The organism is Stenotrophomonas oahuensis, assembly GCF_031834595.1.
GTDB lineage: Bacteria > Pseudomonadota > Gammaproteobacteria > Xanthomonadales > Xanthomonadaceae > Stenotrophomonas > Stenotrophomonas oahuensis.
Genome location: NZ_CP115541.1, coordinates 1,523,457 through 1,546,716 on the forward strand (window position 1 = coordinate 1,523,457; position 23,260 = coordinate 1,546,716).

At 68.5% G+C, this 23,260-nt stretch carries 9 protein-coding genes; 2 read left to right on the forward strand and 7 right to left on the reverse strand.

What is annotated here, in order from left to right:
* Positions 1–51: 51 nt before the first annotated feature.
* A complete protein-coding gene (locus tag PDM29_RS06720; RefSeq protein ID WP_311193091.1) occupies positions 52–3,492 on the reverse strand; it encodes a hybrid sensor histidine kinase/response regulator in 3,441 nt (1,146 codons plus the stop codon).
* A gap of 119 nt (positions 3,493–3,611) precedes the next feature.
* Here PDM29_RS06720 and PDM29_RS06725 point away from each other — a divergent pair, with 119 nt between their 5' ends.
* A complete protein-coding gene (locus PDM29_RS06725) occupies positions 3,612–4,310 on the forward strand; it encodes a hypothetical protein (protein WP_311193092.1) in 699 nt (232 codons plus the stop codon).
* On the opposite strand, the gene PDM29_RS06730 is transcribed toward PDM29_RS06725, so the two are convergent.
* Positions 4,207–5,553: a sensor histidine kinase gene (locus PDM29_RS06730; protein ID WP_311193093.1), complete on the reverse strand. Its 1,347-nt coding sequence runs from the start codon at positions 5,551–5,553 to the stop codon at positions 4,207–4,209. The genes PDM29_RS06725 and PDM29_RS06730 overlap by 104 nt on opposite strands.
* Positions 5,554–5,640: 87 nt before the next feature.
* On the opposite strand from PDM29_RS06730, the gene PDM29_RS06735 reads away from it, so the two are divergent.
* A complete protein-coding gene (locus PDM29_RS06735; RefSeq protein WP_311193094.1) occupies positions 5,641–7,521 on the forward strand; it encodes a diguanylate cyclase in 1,881 nt (626 codons plus the stop codon).
* Here PDM29_RS06735 and PDM29_RS06740 read toward each other — a convergent pair.
* The 5 genes from PDM29_RS06740 to PDM29_RS06760 form a co-directional block, all read right to left on the reverse strand.
* The gene (locus tag PDM29_RS06740; protein WP_311193095.1) at positions 7,518–8,531 is read right to left on the reverse strand and encodes an OmpA family protein; all 1,014 of its coding nucleotides are present in this window, start codon (positions 8,529–8,531) and stop codon (positions 7,518–7,520) included. The genes PDM29_RS06735 and PDM29_RS06740 overlap by 4 nt on opposite strands.
* Positions 8,532–8,541: 10 nt before the next feature.
* Entirely contained in the window at positions 8,542–11,895 is a 3,354-nt protein-coding gene (locus tag PDM29_RS06745; RefSeq protein WP_311193096.1) for a hypothetical protein, read from the reverse strand.
* On the reverse strand, positions 11,892–19,778 hold the full coding sequence (locus tag PDM29_RS06750) for an SdrD B-like domain-containing protein (protein WP_311193097.1): 7,887 nt from the start codon (positions 19,776–19,778) through the stop codon (positions 11,892–11,894). The genes PDM29_RS06745 and PDM29_RS06750 overlap by 4 nt, the downstream gene beginning before the upstream one ends.
* A gap of 320 nt (positions 19,779–20,098) precedes the next feature.
* A complete protein-coding gene (locus tag PDM29_RS06755; RefSeq protein WP_311193098.1) occupies positions 20,099–20,848 on the reverse strand; it encodes a response regulator transcription factor in 750 nt (249 codons plus the stop codon).
* A gap of 204 nt (positions 20,849–21,052) precedes the next feature.
* Positions 21,053–23,200 (reverse strand): S46 family peptidase, encoded by a 2,148-nt coding sequence (locus PDM29_RS06760; RefSeq protein ID WP_311193099.1) that lies wholly within the window; start codon positions 23,198–23,200, stop codon positions 21,053–21,055.
* Positions 23,201–23,260: the final 60 nt, after the last annotated feature.

Below are 23,260 nucleotides of genomic sequence, written 5' to 3' on the forward strand. Positions count from 1 at the left end.
GTCGCGGAGCATAGGCAGAGTGCTGCCGGATTGAACTGAGACGACTCCGAATCAGCCGGCCAGTCGCGAATGGGCGGTGAGGAACGCCCGCAGCGACGCGGGCTTGATCGGCTTGGTCAGCAGCCGGTAGCCGCGCTCGCGGGCCATCCGCTTGAGTTCATCGCGACCGTCGGCGGTGAGCAACGCGCCAGGAATGTCGCGCCCGGCCTTCTCACGCAACGCCACCAGTGCGTCCAGGCCGTCCAGACGATCATGCAGGTGATAGTCCACCAGCATCACGTCCGGCGAGGACGTCACCTGATCGAGCGCCTGGTCAACGGTGCTGGCGGTAATCACGTCAACCTGCCAGCGCCCGAGCAGCGCGCGCATGCCGTCCAGAATTTCCTGGTCGTTGTCGACGCACAACACGCGCATGCCGGCCAGCGAATCGGTACGCTGCGGGCGCTCTGCGGCGGCCGGCGCTGGGGCCGGCAACTGCGGGGTGGGTGCACGTGGCAGCAGGATCGAGAACATGCTGCCACTGCCGACCCGGCTGCGGGCGTTGAGCTGGTGATCGAGCAGACGCGAGATGCGCTGGCAGATCGACAACCCCAGCCCCAACCCCTGTTCGCCCCAGTCGAAGGGCTGCTGGTAGCGATGGAACTCGTCGAAAATCTGCTGCATGTGGTGTTCGGGGATGCCCGGGCCGGTGTCCCAGACCTGCAGCTCGATGCTGTCACCGCGGTGCCGCACGGCCATGACGATGCGGCCCTGGCGGGTATAGCGTAGCGCATTGGCGAGGAAATTCTGCAGCACACGGCGCAGCAGGCGGCGATCACTGCGTACCCAGGCCGGGCGCGCGAACAGGTCCAGGCGCAGGCCACGTCCGGCGGCGACCGGCGAATACTGCGCCGCCAATTCGCGCATCAGCAGGCTGACATCAAACTCCCCCACCACCGGATGCAGGCCACCGGCTTCCAGGCGCGACACGTCCAGCAGCCCGTCCAGCAGTTCCTCGGCTGCGCGCAGTGACGCGTCCACGCGCTCGGCCAGGTGGCGCTGCTCGTCGTTGTTGTGGTGGCTGTCGCGCAATGCCGAGGCAAACAGTCGCGCCGCGTTGAGTGGCTGCAGCACGTCATGGCTGATCGCCGCAAGGAACCGGGTCTTGGACTGCTGGGCGACTTCGGCTTCATGCGAGCGTTCGGCGACACGCTGTTCCAACGTCTCGTTGGCTTCCAGCAGGGCTTTTTCGGCGTGCTTGTAGTCGGTGATGTCGTTGTAGCTGGTCACATAGCCACCGCCCGGCAGCGCCTGGCCGCGCATTTCGATGACCTTGCCGTCGCTGCGGGTGCGCTCGAAGATGTGCGGCGAACCGGCCCGCATGTAGCCGATGCGGCGGTTGATCTGCAGTTCGATGTCGCCCTCGCCCAGCTCGCCACGCTCGGCGTTGTAGCGGATCAGGTCGGCCACCGGCCGGCCCACGTACAGCATGCCGTCGGGGTAGCCGAACATCTGCTGGTAGCGCCGGTTCCAGGCCGTCAGCCGCATTTCCGGGTCAACCACGCTGACCCCGGCGCTGATGTTCTCCAGCGTGGTGGAGAGAATCTCGCGATTGAAGCGCAGCTCCTGTCCGGCTTCGTCCAGCACCGCGACCACTTCGCCCAGGTCCATGCCCGAGCCGCGCAACAGGCTGGTCAGCAGCAGACGTGCCGATGCTGCGCCAATCGATGCGGCCAGCAGGCGTTCGGTGAACTGCACCCAGGCGCGGTCTGCTGGTGCCGAGGCCTGCAGGTCGCGGTCCATCGACTGCGCCTGTTCGAAGAAGGCGCGCCGGGCGTGGCGCTCGCCCACCACCCGCGAGGCCAGCGCCAGCAGGTCCCCCACGTGCACATGGCCAGGCCAGGCACCGGCCACCGACGGACGTTCGGCATAGGGGTCGAGGAACGGCGCGGCGCGCAGGCGTTCATCGACACCCGGGCGCCAGCGCACCGAACCCAGCACCATCGCCGCGACGTTGATCAGCAATGACCAGAACGTACCGTGGGTCAGCGGGTCCCAGCCGCTCATGCCGAACAGGCGCTGCGGCTGCAGCCAGGTCAGGCCGAAGGGACCGGCGGTGAGCCAGGCCGGGTCGGTCCAGCCGGCATGGGTCAGCGCCGGCAGCAGCAGGGTATAGATCCAGGTGCCGAAGCCCAGCACGATGCCGGCTTCCACACCGCGACGGCTGGCCCCGCGCCAGTACAGCCCGCCGATCAGGCCCGGCGCGAACTGCGCCACGGCGGCAAAGGCCATCAGCCCATAGGAGGCCAGGGTGCTGTCATTGCTGCTGCCGCGGTAGTAGCTGTAGGCCGCGAAGGCCAGCATCAGAATCGCCAGGCGGCGGATCCACAACACCCGCGAGGCGACCTCCGCCGCTTCGCGGTGGTCGCCACTGCGGCGCAGCAGCACCGGCATCACCAGGTCGTTGCTGACCATGGTGGCCAGGGCGATGGAAGTGACGATGACCATGCCGGTCGCCGCCGAGAAACCGCCCACATAGGCCACCAGCGCCAGCAGGCGGCGGCCTTCGGCCAAGGGCAGGGCCAGCACCATGCTGTCGTCGGCGACCGTACCACCGTTGCCAAACAGCGAGACGCCGGCGGTGGCGATGGGAATCACCATCGCGGAGATGATGATCAGGTAGCCGCCGAACATCCAACGCGCACGCCGCACATCGCCGACATCGGCGCACTCCACCACCGCCACGTGAAACTGGCGTGGCAGGCAGATGATGGCCAGAAAGCCCAGCAGAGTCTGCGAGATAAAGCCGACCGGGGGCAGGCCGGTGAACAGCGTATGCGCGCCGCGCACCACTGCTTCGCCACGGTCATTGAGCCAGAGGAAGGCAAACAGTCCCACCGCCACCATCGCGATCAGCTTGATCATCGACTCGAAGGCAATGGCCAGCATCATGCCGTGGTGGTGCTCGGTGGCATCGATCTGGCGGGTGCCGAACAAAGTAGCGAACAGCGCCATCAGCAGCGCCACATACAACGCCGGGTCTTCGAAATAGCCGGTGGGACCGTGGTGCCCGGTCAGCACTTCCAGGCTCATCGCCACCGCTTTGTACTGCAGCGCCAGGTACGGCACGATGCCGATCAGCGCGATGCCGGCGACCAGCGCGGCCAGCCGCCGCGAACGGCCGAAGCGCGAGGAGATGAAGTCGGCGATGGAGACCACGTTCTGGCTGCGCGCGATCAGCGCCAGGCGCTCGATGATGCGCCAGCCGAACAGCAGCATCAGCAGCGGGCCGAGGTAGATCGGCAGGTAGCCAATGCCGTTGCGCACCGCCGTGCCGACCGCACCGTAGAAGGTCCACGACGAGCAGTACACCGCCAACGCCAGGCTGTAGACCACCGGGCGCAGCCACGGGCGATCCGGGTACATCGGCCGCCGGTCGCCCCACCACGCCACGCCGAACAACAGCGCGGCGTAGGCCACCGAGACCAGCAGCAGAATCCAGCTTGAGACCAAGGGCCGTGTTCCCGGAGCAGACGTGGCCCCAGTGTAGTGGGTTATGTCGCAACTGGCTCTTGTAGAGGTTCCACGCTTGGCCGAGCGTGTGGGGCCACCCTCGCAGAAGGACGTACGACATGGATCCGGCTACCGCTGCAGACCCTTCCACGTGGATTCCGCTCACCGTGCCTCAGGGCACCTCCACGCCCGCGGCCAGCCTGCGGCAGGCCGCGCGTCAGCTCAGCACGATTGAAAACGCGACGTTGTACGTGGGCGGCAATGTCACCCTGACCCGCACGCGGGTATCCCGGCAGCGGGAGGAACGCGTGGACGAGCACAAGCATCTTCGACGTGAGGTGCGGCGCGAACTGGGCTTGTTGAAGCCCTCCCAGACCTACCCGCGCCCTGATCGCGAGCGGATCGCCACGCTGATCGCCGACAAGGTCATGCAGCGGGTCCCGCTGGGTACGCGCGCGCCGACGGAACTTCGGCTGATGTACCTGGAACCGACCATCGGCACGCTGTCCGGCCGCCTGGTGGATGGCATCGCCTTCAAGGTCGCCGCCTGGTGGCTGGACGCGCTGCCGCCCTTGCGCCCGCTCACGCCCGAACCCGGTCCAGGCTGGTATCCGCACAATCCACTGGGCGACACCCGTCCGGAACTGGACCTGGAACGCGCGCCGCTCCACGTCAGTGGCAGGCGGCTGCTGGACGACCTGCGCGGACTCAGCGTTACGCCGCTGCCGGCCCGATCGATCGCGACGGCAACCGCAGGTGCACCTGGGTGCCCTGCCCCGCCTGGCTGTGCACCTGCACCGAGCCGCCGGCAGCGTTGATCAGGCGCACGGTTACCGCCAGCCCCAGGCCGGTGCCCTGCCCGATCGGCTTGGTGGTGAAGAACGGCTCCAGGCAACGCGCTCGCACCTCTTCGCTCATGCCCACGCCGGTGTCTTCCACCCGCAGCAGCAACTGGTCCCCTTCGGCCGGTTGCAGCGCCAAGGTGAAGCGGCCACCTTCGGGCATGGCCTGCTGGGCGTTGACGGCGAGGCTGAGCAGAATCGATTCCAGCTGCGCCGGGTCGAAATGGATCAGGCGCTGCACGCCGCCGGTGTCCACCTGCACGTCCACGCCGCGCGGAAACATCTGCTCCAGCAGCGGAGTGAGGCCGTTGACGGTGGCGGCCGCATCCAGCAGTTGCGGCCGCGCGGCCTCCAGGCGGCTGAAGTCCATCAGCCGGCGGCTGACCGCGCTGGCCCGGCGCACCGCCGCATCCGCTCCGTTCAACGCGGCTTGCTGCGGTTCGCCCTGGCTGCGCCCGGCCTTGGCCACATACATCTGGATCAGCCCCAGCAGATGGTTGAAGTCGTGCGCGATGCCACTGGCGAGGCGGCCCACGTTCTCCATCTTCATCGCGTGCACCAGCTGGTCGCGGGCGCGCTCGCGCTCCTGGATCTCCACCTGCAGCTCGTCGCGCTTGCGCGCCAGCTCCTGGCTGCGCTGCTGTGCCATCTGCAGACTTTCACGCAGCCCGGTCACGCTGTGATGCAGCAGCCAGGCGGTGAGCAGCACGCCGAACAGGCCCACGCCGAGGTCGGTGCCCACCAGCTGCAGGCGGTCACCGCGGAACATCGCCCCGGACGCATCCACCCAGGCTCCCAGCAGCTGCAGGCCACACAGCGCTGCCGCCGCCCAGCTCAGGGTGCGGTGGCCCAGCACGGCGGCGACCAGCAGCATCGGCACGATCTGTCCCAGCTGCAGCCGCATCAGCGCCGCCAGACCCCAGTAGCCATAGGCCAGCATCAGCAGCGGCAGTTGCGCCAGCACGAAGGTGGTAGCCGCGCGCACGCTGCGCCCGGCATGGTGTTCCACCAGGCAGAGCGCACACAGCAGCACCTGCAGCACCGCCATGGCCGGCACCATCCGGTCCAACCCTGGCCCGGTGCGGTATGCCAGCCAGCCAGCGAACACCACGTGGTACAGCGCCACCAGCAGCAACAGCCCACGCAGCAGGGTGTCGGTGCGGCGGCCGAGCCCCGTGGGAGCAGGCGCAGCGGGATCGTGATGCGGCGGTACAGGCATGCGGTTCAGCAAGTCCCCGCCGGGAGGGCCGGCGGCTGGGGGTAACGCAGGTATAGTAGCCATCGACCCGGGGAAGTCGCAGTTTTCATGTTCATCAAGCCGTTCATCCGGCGCGTGTCACCCGCGCTGGTCTGTCTGTTGGCGCTCAGCGCCGCACCGGTGCACGCGCAACGCGCGGGCGAAGGCACGCCATTGGCCGCGCAGGTGGAGCAGTGCCAGGCCACCCTCAGCAGCGCGCCGCAGACCTCGCTGCAGCTGGCGCAGACGCTGTTGGCCCAGCCCAATCTGCCGACCTCGGTGGAGATCAGCGCGGTGGGCTGCCTCGGCTTCGCGCTGCGCCAGCAGGGCCAGCTGGACCAGACCACCGACCTGCCCGCACGCCTGCTGGCGGCCGCACAGCGCGCCGACGCCAGCACCGATGACCGCATGCGTGCGCAGTCGCTGGCCGCGCACCTGCTGCTGTGGCAGGGCAAGCAGGCAGAGGCGCTCACCCTGGTCAGCGAATTTCTGGACGAAGCCGTGCAGCAACGCGACGTGCAGGGCCAGATTGCGTCACTGATGATGATCTCGATGATCCGCGGTGAGGCCATGGGCGACGCGGCCGGCGCACTGACCTACCTGCGCAAGGCCACCGAGCTGACCGACCATCTGCGCCGGCCGCCTACACCGGGCGATCTGGTCGTCTACTACAACTACGGCTACGCCCTGCTGCTGCTGCAGCGCTACGACGAGGCGGCGGCGGCCTTCAAGCGCGCCGAAGCGGTCGGGGTGCGCCTGAGCGGGCAGGACCTGATGATGCAACGCATGGCAAGCCACCGCGCCGAGATCGCGCGGGTGCGTGGAGAACTCGATGCGGCCGAATTCGGCCTGCGCGGGGCGTTGGCCTGGCAGGCCGCGCAGGACCCACAGGGGCAGGTAGTCACCCTGCAGCGCCTGGCGCTGGTGAAGCTGGACCAGGAAGATGCGCGGGCCGCCAAGCCACTGGCGGAGCAGGCGCTGGCACTGGCCAAGCGTGGACACTTCGACGAAGAGGTACGCCAGGGGCTGGAGCTGCTGGGCGACATCCATCTGCTGCTGGGCGAGCGCGCCAAGGCTGTGGCGCTGTCGCGCGAAGCGCGGCAGCTGGACCAGCGCCGGGCCCAGGACAAGGCACTGGCGCAGTTGGCGCAGCTGCAAGCCACCGCCGAACGCAGCATCAACCCGACCCAGGTCAACGCCGTGCAGGATCTGGAGCGGTTGCGGGTGATCCGCAACGCCACGGTGGTGGCGCTGGCCCTGGTGCTGGGCATCGCCCTGGTGATGGTGGGCCGTCTGCGCCGGCAGCGGCAGCAGCTGACCACTCTGATCAGTACCGACAGCCTGACCGGCCTGCCCAACCGGCGCGAAGCCGAGCGACTGCTGGAGAGCGAGATGCCCACCTTTGCCAGCACGCGCCGCACGGCCATGCTGCTGGTGGAAATTGACGACTTCAAATCACTCAATGACCAGCACGGCCAGGCCGCCGGCGACACCGTCCTGCGCGCGGCGGCGAGCTGCCTGCGCGCCGCCTGCGACCGCCACGACGTGGTGGCACGCTGGGGTGGTGCCGGTTTCCTGGTGGCTCGCCACGATACCCAGGCACAGGCCGCGCAAGCCCTTGCCAGCCACCTGTGCCTGCAGATCGAACGGATGGTGGTCGAGCTGGCACCCGGCCAGCACATCACGGTAACGGCCAGCATCGGGCTGGCGCCGCTGCCGCTGTTTGCGGATACATCGGCGGTGCTGGAGGACAGCCTGCGCGCGTCTGACCGCGCCCTGCAGAGCGCGCGCCGCAGTGGCCAGAACGCCTGGGCCAGCCTGTGGGGCGAACGCGCAGGGCAGGACGTGGACCTGTATGCCCTGCTGCACGACCCGGCCGATGCGATGGCGCGCGGCTGGCTGTCGTTGTCCGGCAGCCGACCGATGTCGTGGACGCCGGCCCGCTACTAGCGGGCCACCTCGAAGCGCACTTCCACCCGGCGGTTGGGCAACAGGCATTCCAGCAGCGCCGCACGCGGCGCAATACCCGCACACTGCTGCACCTGCTGGGTGTCGCCGCGATACTCGTAACGCACCTTGGCCGGGTCGATGCCGCGACCGATCAGCAGCTCGCGCACCGTCTTCGCGCGCCGTTCGGACAGCGCCTGGTTGGCATCGAAGCCGCGACCCTGCATGCGGTCGGCATGGCCGACCAGCGCCACCGACTGCAGCTGCAGATTTTCACTGGCAATGCTGGCCAAGGCGCGGTCAATGCTTTCCAGCGAATAGGTGCGGATGTCGCGGTAGCCGTCGCGGTCAAATTCGAACAGCACGTTGGCGACCAGCGGGCCCGGCGCGGCGCTGACCGCTGCCGGTGCTGCGGCGCACTGGCGTGCTGCTGCCTCGGCATCGTTGACCAGTTCTTCGGCAATCTGGATGTACGGCTTGGAATGCCGCCACTGCTGCTGGTTGAATTCGTTGCCGGCATGCACCAGTTCCACTTCACCGCAGGCCACCTGCTGCTGCGCACACATGAAGCCGGGGCTGCCGTGTACAACGCGCAGGCGCTGCCACAGGTCATCGCGCAGGTATTTGGCGTTGTTCACCAGCGGGGTGTCGGTGGGCATCGGCTGCACGCCCTGCTCCATGCCGTTGATCAGCTTTTCCGATTCGGTCAGCGCAAGCTGCGGGAAATCGCTGCGGTCATTGCGGCTGTACTCGTGGAACGACACATCCAGCCAGCACTGGGCCTTGGCCAGGTGGTAGTCGCGGATCGGGCGGCCGCCGTCGTTCAGCGCCTGGATGCGGCCCTGGGTGGCCTCATACGCGCTGTGGTCGGCATGGATCGCCTGGTCGCTGATGCGCTGCTGCTGGGGAGCCAGCTGGGTCTGCTGGGCAGACGCAGTGGCGGCCACGCCGGCAAACAGGGCCACGCTCAAGGTGGTGCGGGCATAACGGGTCATGCGGTTGAAGTCATTCATCAGGGCATCCTCAGCGGGCCGGGTCGCGGTAGCGGACGGGGTCCGGCCGGAACAGGTCTTCGTCGAACTTGAAGCGCAGGCGCAGGAACACGCCCTGCTGGGTGTATTCGTAACCGTTGAGGTCACGGTCGCCGGCAAAGCCGGTCCAGTTGTAGCCGGCCGACAGCCACAGGTTCTGGCGCAGCAGGCGGCCGATCTCCAGGCCGTAGGCGTACTGGTTGGCACCGGACTGGCCACGGAAGGTGGAACCGAGCACGCCGATGTCCCAGTTCTCGGTGATGTCGTACACCACGCGCGCGGAGAACAGCATGGCGCGGAAGCGGCTGTTGACGCGTGCACCGTCGCTGTAGGCGAACTGGTCCTGCTGCCACTTGCCGGCCACGCGCCCGGTCATCCACCACGCCCGCGAGGGATGCCAGTCGGCATGGGTGGAGACGATGTGCGCGCGGGTGCGCACGTCCTGGCTGCTGCCATCGACAATGCCACCATCGACCAGGGTCAGGCCGCTCTCGTCGCGCTCCAGCTTGTACTCATAGCGGGCCAGCGCGTTGATCCGGTTGCGGTCGGTGTCGCGGTACGCCACGCCCAGCTGGAAGCGGTTCTGCAGCACGTCGCCGCGCGCGTCATAGCGCGTGCTCAGCAGGTAGTTGCGGCCCAGCAGGGTCCAGTCGCGACTGAGCTTGCGCGCCAGCATGAACTGCACCAGCGTGGTGTCGAACGCTTCGTTGGTCTCGGTGTCCGGCACGTCGTCGGAGATCCGGTGCTCGACACGGAACGCTCCCCGCCACAACGGGTTGGCGCTGTAGTCCAGGCCCAGCGCCAGACCGGTGCTGTCACCGGTGCTGCCGTCAATCACCTTGACGTGCTCGGCCGAGCTGCTCAGGCGCAGGCCCTGGGCGATGTCCCAGGTATTGCGGATGCCCGATGCGGTCTGTACGTCACGGCCGCTGATCGCATCGCGCAGGCGGTACTCGCTGAAGGTCTGGGTGTCGCGCAGGTAGCTGCTGTCGATACCGAACACCAGTGCGTCGGCCTCGCGGTCGGTGGTGGTGATGCCATAGGCGCTGGTCAGGCCGGTCTGCTTCTCATAACGGCCATACAGGCGGCTGCGTTCGAATACCTGGTAGTCCAGGCCGGCCGCCAGGCGGCGACGGTCCTCGCCGCTGACGCTGTTCTCCACTTCAGCGCCGGCGCTGAAGCGGTCGGTCAGGCGATAGCCCAGGCCGATGCGGGCACTGTCCGATTCCAGCTCGGTGCCCACCGGCAGGTCACTGGTGAGCGGGCTGCCACTGCTGCTGCCGTTGATCACCATCAGCCCGGTGGCCGGGTCCAGCGCCTGCTGGCCGTAACCGAGTGCGCCGCCGCCGGAGCCGGTGGCGAAACCACCGGTCAGCCCGCCGGCATTGCCGAACGGCACACCGGACGACCACGGCGAGGTGACGCCGATGGTTTCGCGGATGCTGCGTACGCCCAGGTCCACGGTCAGGCGCTCGGTGGCGGCCACGCGCACGCCGGCACCGCCAGCATCACGCTCGCCGCCGTCCGGGTTGCGGTCTTCGCTGCGCAGGCCTTCCAGGTACAGTTCCAGACGCGGGCCGACGCGATAGCTCAGTTGCGCGTTGTACTCGCCGCGGCCACCGTACAACGGTGCCGCCGGGTTGTTGAAGGCCGGGTCGGTGCGGGCGGCGAACAGGCGTGCGTCGAACTGCTTGGCACTGTGCGCGAATTCCACCCGCCACGCGTCGCCTTCCACTTCACCGCTGATGTCCTTCAGCCCTTCCGAGGTCACCTGATTGATCGTGTTGGTGTTCACTTCGCTGCGGGTGCGCGCGAACTCGGCCACCAGCAGCGTGTTGTCACCAAAGCGATAGCTGGCGTTGGCGCTGCCCATGCGGAAGGCCGCATACGGGTTGCGGTCTTCCACCGCCGCCGCGCCGACTTCCATGCGTTCGGTCAGCTTGACCTGCGCATCAGCCCCGCCGACCCAGAACTTCTCGGTGTCCTGGTCCAGTTCATAGGTGATGCGCAGCGATACCGGGTTGAGGTCGCTGTCGAACGCCGGCAGGAATTGATTGAGCAGGATGCGCCCGGAGAACGGTTCGAAGCTGTAATCCACCAGCCGTGCCAGCGCGCGCACCGACACGATGCGGGTCGGCTGGTTGCGGTCGCGGGTGATCACTTCCACGCGCTCGCTGCCTTCCAGCACCGCGTTGTTGCGCAGCGCGTACGGGCCGCTGCCCTGGCTGCGGAATTCCTCGATCACCTGGCGCAGCGAATCCTGCATCGCAAACACATTGCTGCGCACGCGCTCGCTTTCGAAGTGCCAGCCCAGGCCGGTCGCGGTGCGGTTGTAAGTGCCCAGGCTGCGCTGCGGAATCGCGCCGCTGCCACCGATACCGGTCGCCGTCGCCAGCGTGTCGCCGGTCTGGAAGTCGCCGTACAGCAGGTAGCTGCGCTTGTTGTCGATGCGCACGTACAGGCGTTCGGCCGAGCGCGCATCAAAGCCGCGCAGCGAGCTGTCGCCGTACACCGGGTAGAACTCCTCGGGCTGGATGTCGCGCAGCAGACGGCCACGCGTGTCCTTGTCCGAATCGTAGGCAGCGGTGAGCAGGTACTCACCCTTGATCCGGCCCTTGACGAAGAACGCAGTGCGCGCGGCGGCATTGGCCTTGCCGTTGTTGAACTGACGTTCCCAGCGGCGGATGTCACGGTCGAAGGCATCGTGGTTTTCCACCGGCGCAATCGCGCTGGCATTGCCGCGACGACGGAAGTTGATGATGCCTTCGACCAGACCCGTGGCCAGCAGCTCGCGCATTTCCGGCAGGAAGCCGATGCTGCCCTGTGCGGTCTGGTCGCCGGCGGTCACCCGCAGCAGCACGTCCTGCGGATCATGCGGCGCAATCAGTTCGAACTCGGCGCTGCCATCGACCACCTGCAGCTGCACACCCGGGGTGACCTTGTCGGCATCCAGTGCACCGGGGCCGAACTCATCGGTGCGCGAGCCCGGCAGACGGATGCGGCCGCCGCTGTTCTCGATGGTGATCCAGGTGGTGCCGGTCAACGGGCGTTCGTTGCCATCCAGCAGCTGCACGCGCACGTGCACGGCGCTCTGGCCGTCGGCCGGCACGCCGTCGCGGTCGAGTTCGACCACGATGCGGTCAAGCACGTCGCTGCGTGCGGCCAGCGCGCGCGGCGCGGCGTCCACGCTGACCGGGCTGCGCGGATACAAAGTGCTGGCATCACCCAGCACCGGGGTAAAGCGACCGGGGGTGCCGGTGCTCTGGGCGAGCGCGGGTACGGCAGCCAGCGCGCAGGCGAGCAGGCTCAGGCGCGGCAGGCCGCGCATCAGGGCAGCACGGTTCATGGCTGGCCCTCCGTCGCCGCATCCTGGGCAGGCGGAAGTTCTCTGGGTTGCACGATCGGTCTCTGGTTGGCCGTGTCGGTGGCCTGCTGCGGGGCACGCGCCGGCTTGCTTTCAAAGCGCAGCGCGCCCTGGCCCGGTTCGGTCTCCGGCGCGCTGACTTCACCCTGGGTGCGGCGGGCCTTGACCTGCTCCAGCACCGGGTTGGCACAGCTGCCTTCAATGAAGTCGGCACGATGCAGCTCACCGTTCTTCAGGTCGAGGAACAGGCTGTCGGCATCGCCGAGGTTGCGGTTGCTGCTGGTGGTCAGGCGCGCACCACGCGGCAGCGTGCTGGCGTCGACCTTCAGGGTGTGGCTCTGCGGCGGCAGGCCGCAGAAGCTGTACTTGCCTTCCGAGTCGCTGATCACCCAGGTGCCGTCCGAGAAGTACATGCGCACGCCCGGAATGCCCAGCTCTTCGCGGTCCTGCACGTGGTTGTTGTTGCAGTCCACGAACACCTTGCCGAGCACGCAGGCCTGTTCGGTGAACACGCCACCGGTGACGCGCACGCGGTACTCGGCGCGGTTGGAGGCCAGCGCGCCGGGCAGCGGGGTGATCCCGACCGGGTCGATACAGCCACCGGCAATGGAACAGCCGTGGGCCTGCGCGCGGTTGACGCCGTCACCCTGCTGCGCACCCACGCCGACACGCACGCGGTAGGTCAGCACGATCTGTCCACCGACGCTGATCGGACCGACGCCGAAGCCGAGCAGCGGACCTGGCTTGCCGGACGGATCCGTCACCGCACGACCATCGGCACGCGCGGTGCCGTCGATGTAGGTGAAGCCACGCGGCAGCCGGTCGATCACATTCACCGACTGCAGCGCACTGCCGGCGGTCTGGCGGATGGTGATGGTGTACTGCACGGTGTCACCGATTTCCGCGGTCTGGCGGTCGCCGGTCTTGCTGATCATCAGCCCGGTGGCCACCGCCGTATCCAGCGGCAGGTGGTTGTGCACGATGGCGGCCGTGGCCGAACCGGCGAACAGGTTCAGGTAGTACTGGGTCGCAGTACCGACTGCACCGGTCGGCGCTTCGCTGTTGGGCTGCACGACGTGGTTGGCCCCGGCCGAACCGGCCGGCGACAGCGCACCGCTCTGCGGCGGGATCATCGTCGACACGAACTGGTAGCCACCTGGCGGGGTCACCACCAGCTGGAACTCGCAACGGGCCGGCGCAGCCGGGCCAAAGGCGAACTGATAGAAGCCTTCGTTGCCCACGGTCATGGCGATGCTGCTGCCTTCAATGCGATAGCCACCGCCGCTGCCGTTGAGGATGCTGGTGGCGGGGTCGAAGCCGCTGCACATCCCCACCGGGCTCAGGGTCACCACCGCGCCTGGCACCACGTCACGGGTGGTGGCGTCGTACACCACGCCCGATGGGTCCACCGGCAGGCTCTGCTGGGCCAGGTGCTGGCCGGCGGCCAACACCACTTCCAGCTGGCTCACACCGTTGTCGCTGGTGCGGCAGGCACTGACGCCGCCGCGCGCGATCGCGCCATCGGCATCGCAGGCGGTCTGCACGCCGTTGGCGGTTTCACGGGTGACCGGGAACGGCCACAGCACGTTCGAGCGCGGGTCGCGGAAGCGGATGTTCCACTTCACGCCCGGCAGCACGTCACCGAAGCGATAGCTGCCGTCGGCGGCGGTGACCGTGCTGGCCACGATCTCGCCGCTGGCGGCGTCGACCAGTTCGACGATCCACGACGACAGGCGCTGGTCGGCACCGTCGAGCAGTTGGTCATCGTTGCCGACGTCGTACCACACGGTGCCACCGACCGAGGCGGCCAGCTGCACCTGGTTGGGCACGCGGCAGGCGTTCTGGGTGATCGCCGGGTCGCACGCCGGCAACTGGCTGACGTCGCCTTCGAACGCACCGCGCTCGGTGCTGCTGGGGCTGTGCGGGCCGTCTTCGCCGCCGCCTTCAACCAGCACAGCGTTGTTGACGGTGCCGGCATTGGCGGCTTCCGCGCTGACCATCACGCGCACGCTGAGCTCGTCAGTGGAGATGCTGTTGGCGGCGATGACACGGCTGCTGCGGCAGCTGAAGCGGGTTGCGCCGACAGCGCCTTGGCACTGCCAGCCATTGCCGGCCGGGGTTTCCAGCAGGGTCAGGCCGGCCGGCAGGCGGTCGTGCACGTCATAGGCCGCCAGGGTTTCGCGCGGACCGATGTTGCGCACCTGGATCACGTACGTGGCCGGGTGGTTGACGGTGAAGAGCGTGCCGGTGGCGCGCTTGCTGACCACCAGGTCCGGGGTATCGGCCACTTCGCCGAAGTTGTTGTGCACGGACTGCATGCCGGCCGCGAGCACGATCTGGCTGATCGTGGAGGGCACGGTGGCGCGGTCGCTGGCCACGCCCAGCGGCGTGCCCTGCACGCTGCCAGCGGTGGTGACGCCGTTGGTGGTGTAGGCCGGCTGGTCCGGCTCGGTCAGCACGTAGGTGCCCGGGCGCAGATCCGCAAAGCGGTATTCGCCCTGGGCATCGGTACGCACGCTCAGCGACACCGGGGTGCCGGCGTCGTCGGTGCCGGTCAGGACCACGGCGACATCGGCGATGCCGGTCTCGTCGCTGTCGATCAGGCCGTTTTCGTTGTTGTCGTAGTACACGCGGCCGCTGATCAGCGCGATCGGCAGTTCGCCGAAGTTGTAGCCGGTGGCGGCTTCATTGGCGGCCAGCACCACGGCGGTGATCGCCGACGGGGTGGTCACCGCACCGGTGGCGGTGCCGCCGCGATTGCCGGCGACGGTCTGCCCGTTGAGGGTGTCGGTCGGCTGGGTCGGCTCGGTCACCGCATAGGTGCCCGGCAGCAGGCCCGTGAAGGCGTAGGTGCCATCAGCGTCGGTGGTGGTGGTGCGGTTGACTGCCAGCCCGTTGCGGTCGGTACCGCTGAGCACGAGCTCCACGCCCGCCAGACCGGTTTCGGTCGGGTCGATGACGCCGTCGTTGTCCAGGTCCAGCCAGACCCGTCCGGCCAGCGAGCTGCCATTCGGGTTTTCGCCGAAGTTGAAGGCCACGCCATCCACACCGGCCCCGAGGTCGATGTGCGAGATGCGGTCGGTGGTCTCCGCATCCGGGCCGCCGGGTGCGGCCGCAGCGGTGCCGACCACGCACTGGCCGGTCACGCAAGCAGTGCCGCCGATGGTGCCCGGGTTCACCGCCGTCGGGCGGTTGGTGTAGGCACCGGTCGGCAGCGGCTGACGCAGCGTGTACACCATGTGCGGGTCCAGGTCGCTGAAGCGGTACTGGCCGTTGGCATCGGTCTGGGTGGTGGCCACCACGGCACCGGTGACGGCATCCAGCAGGTCCACCGTGGCCGACGCAATGGCGCTGTCGGTCCCCGGCGTGCGTGCGTTGTTGAAGTCCAGGTCCAGGTAGACGTAGCCGCTGAGGTTGGGGCGACGGACTTCTGGGAAGTTGTAGTTGTTGGCAATCGCGCCCTGACTGCCCAGGGTGCCGCCCGGCACCGCGCGGTCGGGCGTCAGCACCGCCACATAGCGGCTGTTCGGGGTGCCGGCTTCGTAGCTGGCCGGATCGAAGCTGGCCGCATCGGTGCCGCTGGTCGGCGGTGCAATCAGGCCATTGGCGTAACCGGCCGGCTGGATTTCCAGCACGGTGTAGCCGGCCGCGTCCGACGGGCCCAGGTTGCTGAAGCGATAGCCGCCGTCTGCCGCGGTGGTGGTGGTCAGGTTGACCGCCAGGCCGTAGGCGTCGGTACCGCTGAGCTGGATCGTGACCCCGGCAATGCCGGCTTCACCGGCCTGCGGAATGCCGCCGTTGCTGCCGCTCTGGTCCGAGTCGACGAACACCTTGCCGCCCAGCGACAGGTTGGTCACCGCCAGCGGCACGGTCACGCTGTCGTTGTCCGGGTTTTCGTCCACCTGTTCGGTGACGATGCGCACCTGGTTGTTGGACGTCCCGCGCGGCGCGGTGCTGCCCGCCGGCAGCTGCGGCCACTGCGCCGGCACCAGGATGCGGACGCGGCCCGGGTTGCCGGTTGCGTGGGTCACGTCACCCACTTCACAGGTGATGGTGCGGTCGTTCACCGCACAGGTGCCGGTGCCGTCCGGGGTGGCTCCGGCGTAGACCGGACCCGCCTTCTGCCAGGTCACCGTACCGGTCACCTGCACGCCCGCGGGCAGCGTGTCGGTCAGCACCGTACCGGTGCCGCGAAGCTGCGAGGTGGCGCTGCGGTCACGCGACAGGCTCTGGCCCGGACCATTGTTGGTGCCGGTGAGCACGTACCAGAACGGCTGGCGCACGCTGACCGTGTCGACGCTGGCCGGCAGCGCGGTGGTGGGATCAGCAGCCGGCAGCTGGGTGACCATGGTCTTGGCCACGCCCATGTCCGAGCGCATGAAGATGCTGGTGGTTTCGGTGGTGCTGTTGTCGAGCTGGTTGCCGTCAGCGGCGATCAGATCGGTGCCCACGCGGGTTTCCGCCGAGTGCGCCAGCGCGGTGTTGCGCACTGTGTCGCCACCGCCGCCCGGCGCGCTGTCGTAGCGGTAGCGCAGGAACAGCTCACTGGTGGCACCGGCGGCGACCGTGCCGCTTTCATCGGTGCCACTGAAGCCGGTACCCGGCATCGGGCAGTCCAGCACCAGCGGTGTACTGCCGTCGCCGGTGATCGGATTGCCGCCGCTGACCACGGTGCACGCGGCCACATTGAAGGCACCGGTCGCCGTCGGCGATGCGCCGAGGAAGCTGACCGTGCGGCCCGCCGGCACCACGAAGCTGTCGCGGATGCGGGTGTCGCTGGACAGCGACGGCCCCTGGTTGGTGACGCTGACCTTGTAGGTGATGTGGTTGTTGGCCGGGACGTTCGGGTCGTAACCCAGCGGATCGATGCCACCGGTAAAGCCCTGGTCGTTCTTCTGCACCAGAAGGTCGACACGGCCTTCGCTGAAGGTCAGCGTGGCGCTCCTGGTGTCATCAGCGGTGGTGGCGACCTGGTTGTAGTTCCAGCTGCCGTTGGCGTCGCTGCCGGTGGCCCCGTTCGGGAAGCGGAAGCCGGCCACGTTCTCGAACACGCGCCCGGTGTTGGTCGCGTTGACGTTGGGACGGATGCTCAGGTTGACGGTATCCACACCGCCATTGGAGGCCAGCACCACCGCCGGACAGACCAGGGTCAGCGTGCGCGGGTTGTTCGTATCGGTGTTGCGGAACGAGGTGCCGCCCGCCGTGCCCACCGAGGCGATACCGGATTCGGCTTCGGTGAAGCTGCAGGCCTGGTTGTTGGACGCCAGCCGTGCACTGACCAGCACGAAGCCGCTGTCGCCAGCCGGCAGGGTGAAGGTGTCGGTGAACACCACCTGCGGCACCTGCGACGGACCCGTGTTGCGGTACTGGATGCGGTACTCGGAGACCACGCCGGCACGGCCGTCGCTGGCACCGGTGGTGATCACCTTTTCCACCGTCTGCAGGTTGCCCACGCGCTCGACGCTGAGCCAGTCGGTGGCCGAATTGTCGTTCCAGTCGACTTCGCCGACCGAACCGGCAATGGCCCCGTTGATGGCGACGCCGACGCGGTTGCAGTGGAAGTGACCACTGCCCGGCACGGTGTTGTTGGCCACACACGCGCTGTTGGCCGCGGTACCGGTGGTCTTGCCGGCGCTGTCCGCCAGGAAGCCGGGCGTGTTGGTGCTGTTGCGCAGGCGCACGCGGATCTGCGCGCTGCCGTTGCGGGCCAGCACGGCCGTGCCGGATTCACAGATCACTGTGGTGTTTGCCAGACGGCAGCTGTTGGCTGCCCAGCCGGCCGGCGGGGTGATCTCGGCCTGGGTGATGCCGGTGACGAAGCCGGGAATCGGATCATTGACCACCACGCCGGTGGTGTCGGCACCCGCGTTGCTGACTGTGATCAGGTACTCGGCCCAGGTTTCGGCCACGCCGACCACCTTGTCCGCACCGCTCTGGGTGCTGGCGACCTTGGTCACCGACAGGTTGGCCGCTTCGGTGGTGGCGCGCAGACCGGTGCCCACGCAGTCGTTGGTGGTGATCTTGTCCTGGTTGATGCCGCCTTCGGTCTGCGGTTCCAGCGAGGCCGGGCCGCCGGCCGGGGTCGAACCGCCGGTGCAGGCGTTGTTGGTCAGCATGCCGGCCGCGCGGGCGCGGGTGGTCAGCACCAGGGTGGCGAAGGCGTTGCTGTTGTTGGTACCGGTGGCCACCGCGACCGGATAGGTGCCGGTGTAATCGCAGGTCACCACCTGGCGGGTGCCGGGGGTGTAGGCCGCAGGCGCGGCCACGCAACTGAACGGACCGCTCACCCGGCCGATGTATTCCTCGCCGTCGGCGAGCACGTCGACGATCTGCACGCTGCCGGTGATGCGCGCCGGACCGTTGTTCCACAGCCGCAGCGTGGAGGTCATGTTGCTGGCGGCGGTGTTGCCGATGGTGACGACTTCGCTGCCTTCGTTGCTGCCGATCTTGGTCTTGCTCAGACGCAGGTCGGCACCGTCGGCGAGCACGCTCAGCGTGGCGTTTGCGGTGTTGTTGTTGGTGCCGTTGCTGGCGTCGTTCGGGTCCGGCGTCTGCGACGAGGCGATGGTCGCGGTGGAGGTCGCCGTACCCGGGGTGGAAGCAGCGGTGGCGCGGATCTGCAGGACTTCAGTGGCACCGCTGTTCATCGTGCCGGTGCGGGCGCAGCTGTAGGTGGTGGCGGTGCTGCTGGTGCAGCTCCAGCCGGCCGCCAGCGACTGCGTGCCCAGCCAGGTGAAGCCGGTGGGCAGCGCGCCGGTCAGGGCCACGCCGGTCGACGGCTCCGGGCCCAGGTTGTTGGCGGTCAGAGTGAAGGTGACCACGCCATCGGTCGGGGCCGGGGCCGGCGATGCGGACATCGCCAGGGTCAGGTCGGCACCGGTGGTGACCAGGGTGTCGACGGTGGCGGTGTCGTTGTCTGGACGCGGATCGGGCGTACCGGTGGCGGCGACGCGGGCGGAATTGGTCACCGCACCGCTGGACACATTGGCCTTGGCGTTGAAGCGGAAGGTGACCGCACCGTTGTTGGCCAGCGATCCGGCATAGGTCGCCGTGGCCGTGCCGTAGTTGAAGGTCCAGCCCGTGCCAGCGAAGCTGCCGGCCACCGCGGTGAAGCCGTTGGGCAGGGTGTCGATCACCCGGAAGTTGGTGGAAGTGCTGGGGCCGAGGTTGCGCACCGACACGGTGTAGGTGACCACGCCACCGCCGATCACGGTACCGGGGCTGCCGGTCATGCCGATCTGCAGGTCGGCCGCGGCGGTCAGCGTGGTGCGTTGTTCCAGGCGGTTGTTGCTGGGGTTGCTGTCGCCGGCGAAGAACGGATCGGCATCGGTCAGGCTGGCCACCGGCGTGGACGACGCCGGCAGACCGGCCTGGCTTCCCACCGCAGCGCGCGTTTCCACCGTGCCCGGGTTGACGCCCTGGGTATCGACCTTGAGCTGGAAGCTGCGCGCGCCATTGGCCGGGAAGCTGGCGAAGCGGCAGACGATGCGGGTGGTGGTCTCGGCCGTGCACTCGGCCGGCAGCTGGGTGCTGCGGGTGCCGGTGGGCAGGTCGAAGATCGCGGCCACGTTGCTGGCCGCCACGGTGTCGCTGTTGGACAGGGTGACGTCGTAGACCACGATCGCCCCGACCGGGGCCGGGTCGCTACTGGTATTGCCCGAGGCGGTGCCATCGCTGCGCAGCCAGCCGCTGGTGGAGTCGGAGAGCTGGCTGACGCTCAGGTTGGCGGCAAGCGCACCCGGGGCAAGCCCCGCGCACAGCAACAGCACCAGCGCCTTTGCCTGCCTGCGCGCAGCACCCGGCCACGACGTCCATGACGATGCGATGCCGGCCACGGCATCGACCCGATCCTGCTGCTTGTCCACGCGTTTTCCCCTGTAGCGACAAAGCCTCGGCACCGCACGGGCAAAGCCGGCGGACGGTGCGAGGCGTCATGCGTGGTCGTCGGCGACGGCCACGCGGCCACGACCGGACGGTCGCAGGCGCCGGGGATTTTGGTTAGGGTTTCGTGAAAACGCACTGCCAGCGGCTCACGCAGCCTCACTGTGGCTCACCGCGTCGCCGCGAAGAGCAGCCGGGCAAGCCCGGCTCTACGTGCTTGCGTCGATGATCCGGCGTGCGGCGTTACGTCGGCAATGCTGCATGCCGCGTAGAGCCGGGCTTGCCCGGCTGCCGTTGGCGGCAATCAGGCCGCGCCGTCCGTCCACAAATAGCCGGCACCGCGCAGCGCGCGCACCGGCAGAACCAGTCCTGTCGCGCTCTGCACGCGGCTACGCAGTCGGTGCACCAGCACGTCCAGACGGTGCGGGTCGAAATCCCACGGGGTATCGGTAACCGCCGCAATCAGCGTTTCGCGCTCGACCGGCGCACTGGACGCCACCATCAGCGCGCGCAGGAAGCCGCGCTCGGCCCCGGTCAAGGCCAGCTGCTTGCCGTTCGGAGCCTGCAGATTCCAGCCGTCGCTCTGAAGCTGCCAGCTGGGCGCGGACGGCGCAGTGCCACCGGTTGCCGAAGGTGCGCCCCGATGCAGCCGGCGGCGCAGGCTGACCAGCGCCGCCGCCAGCAGGTCGCCGGCGACCGGCTTGACCAGATAGACGTCTGCGCCCAGTGCCAGCCCGTGCGTCATGTCGTGGGTACTGCCGCGGCCGGTGAGCATGACGATGCCGATGTCCGCCATGCCGCGCAGATGACGCGCGACCGCATAGCCGTCTTCGCCGGGCAGGCCGATGTCGAGCACCACGATATCGCAGCGCTCCACGGCCAGATGCCGGTACAGCGCCTCGGCACTCTCCAGTCCGCGCACCTGCGCGCCGCGCCAGCGCAGCTCGTCCACGCTCAAAGCCAGCAGTTCCGGGTCGTCCTCGACCACCCAGACGTGCAGGCCCTCCAATGTCGTCTGCGGGGCCGCGGGATCGCCGCGACCGTCTTCCTTCACTGCCACCCGGTACCCGTCACATCTTCTTGATTCCGGAGCCAGTCTGCCCCGGTTTCGCGTCAAATGCACCCCGGGGGGTCCCCGACCATGGTCGGGGGCGTATCAAACGCCCGGCGCGATGTGCCGCCACCCGACCAACGGTCGGGTGCTACCGGGACCGGTAGCGCGCGACCGTTGGTCGTGCGATGGCCGCAGGCCAGGCCGTTATTCGGCCGGAACGCCCATTTCCTTAAGCAGCTCGGGGGCCGGGTAGACCTTGGCCAGCAGCCAGCGCAGGTAGCGCATGTCCACGTGCACGGCGCGCTTGAAGCGCGGGTCGAACCACCAGCTGGCGCTGACCGACTCCCAGTTGCTGTCGAAGTTGAGCCCGATCAGCTCACCCCGCGCATTCAGCACCGGCGAACCGGAATTGCCGCCGGTGGTGTCCAGGTTGGTCAGGAAGTTGACCGTCTGGGTCTTCAGCACCGGGTCGGCGGTGCTGCCGAAGTCACCCTTGGCAATCGCCGCCAGCAGCGGCTTGGGCGCGTCGAACGGGTAGGCGTTGGTGTTCTTCTCGACAATGCCGGCGACGGTGGTGACCGGGTCGAAATGCACCGCATCGCGCGGCGACAGGGCTTCCACCTTGCCGTAGCTGATGCGCAGGGTGCGGTTCGCATCCGGGTACACCGCGCGGCCCTGCTTGGCCCGCCAGGCAAACAGCGCCTGCATGTAGGCCGGGCGCAGGCGCAGCTGCTCGCCCTCGCGCTGCTTGCGCTGGTCTTCCAGGCGCAGCTGCGCGGCCACCAGCGGGCCGGCCAGGTCGATCAGCGGATCCGCAGCGAGGGCCTTGCCTTCCTTCGCCGCCGCGAAGCGGCTCAGGCGCTGCGCTTCATCGCCCAGCGCGGTGCCGGCGTACAGCGTGTCCAGCGCCTTGGCCAGCGCCGCCGGAGTGCGGCCGAAGGATGCGTCGAACTCGGGCACGCGCTGCGCATCGGGCAGCTGCTGGTAGCGGGTCAGCAGGTTGGTCAGCAGCGCCTTCTCCACCGCTGGCGCGTAGCGGCGCTGGACCTGCTTGAGGGTGCCCTCGATCAGCGCCTGGTCGCGCTGCTGGTAGCCGGTTTCGCGTTCGGCGTCGGGCTTGGCCGACTCGATGCGCAGGCGCTCCAGCATCAGCGCCGAACGCAGCAGCTGGCTCTGGCTGGCGGCCAGGTCCAGCAGCAGGTCGCGCTCGCCGACCGAGGCACCCTGCGACAGCGACGCGAACAGGGCCTGGATGTCGCTCTGGTACTGCGCGTCGGTGGCCTGCAGCATGGCCGCTTCATCGCTGGCGCGCTGGGCCTTGGCATCGCTGCGCAGCAGGCCTTCCAGCTCACCGGCGGCGCGCTTGCGGTTGTTCTTCAGCGACTGCAGCTGCGAGGCATAGCGGGTGCGCGCCTGCGCATCCTTGGCGGTGGCCGTCTCGATGGTGTCGATCATCTGCTGGAACACGTCGACCCGGCGCGGCAGTACCGCGTCGATCTGGCCGGCGAATTCGGCGGCGGTGCGGTGGCGGTAGGTGATGCCGGGGTAGCCGGCCAGCATGGCGTAATCGCCGGTCTTCGGGCCATCCAGGGCCATCTTCAGGTGCGCCGGCGGCTGGTACGGCACATTGTCCGGGCTGTAGGCGGCGGGCTTGCCGTCCTTGCCGACGTAGGCGCGCAGCAGGGTGAAGTCGCCGGTGTGGCGCGGCCACATGAAGTTGTCGATCTCATCGCCGTAGTTGCCGATCGCGCGCGGCGGTGCATACACCAGGCGCACATCGCTCAGTTCCAGCTGGCGGATGCGGTAGAAGTCGGTGCCGTAGTACATGTCGGCGATGCTGCAACGCACGTGGCCGGCGCTTTCGCACTCGGCCACCAGGCGCTTGCTGGCCTTGTCCACCGCGTCGAAATAGGCACGGCCGGTCTTGCCACGTGCCTCGCCCAGCACCTCGTCGGTGACCTTGTCGAAGCCGGTGGTGACCAGCACGCGGAAATCCGGATTGGCCGGGCGTTCGTCGCTGCGGCCGCTGGCGATGAAGCCGTTGTCGATCAGGTTGTGCTCGGGCGAGCTGTTGTACTGGATCACGCCCATCGCCACATGGTGATTGGTCAGCAGCAGGCCATCGGCGGACACAAACGAGCCGGTGCCGCCGCCGGCACGGACCACCGCGCTCAGCGGCGGTGCGGTCACGTTGGCCAGGTCGGCCGGGTTGCCCTTGAAACCCGCCGCCTTCAGCGGCTTGGCCAGCTCGGGCAGCTGGGTCGGCATCCACATGCCTTCGTCGGCGTGGGCGCTGGCGGCCAGGGTCAGGCCCAGGGCCAGGGCGGTGGAGAGGGCAGTGCGTGCGGACATCGGCATTTCCGGCAGTACGAAACAGCCCGGGACCATAGCCGCTGGGGGGTGTGGGGGCAA

Coding starts and splice junctions, on each gene's coding strand:
- PDM29_RS06725 (WP_311193092.1), top strand. CDS start 3,612: ATGGATCCGGCTACCGCTGCAGACCCTTCCACGTGGATTCCGCTCACC.
- PDM29_RS06730 (WP_311193093.1), bottom strand. CDS start 5,553: ATGCCTGTACCGCCGCATCACGATCCCGCTGCGCCTGCTCCCACGGGG.
- PDM29_RS06735 (WP_311193094.1), top strand. CDS start 5,641: ATGTTCATCAAGCCGTTCATCCGGCGCGTGTCACCCGCGCTGGTCTGT.
- PDM29_RS06740 (WP_311193095.1), bottom strand. CDS start 8,531: ATGAATGACTTCAACCGCATGACCCGTTATGCCCGCACCACCTTGAGC.
- PDM29_RS06745 (WP_311193096.1), bottom strand. CDS start 11,895: ATGAACCGTGCTGCCCTGATGCGCGGCCTGCCGCGCCTGAGCCTGCTC.
- PDM29_RS06760 (WP_311193099.1), bottom strand. CDS start 23,200: ATGTCCGCACGCACTGCCCTCTCCACCGCCCTGGCCCTGGGCCTGACC.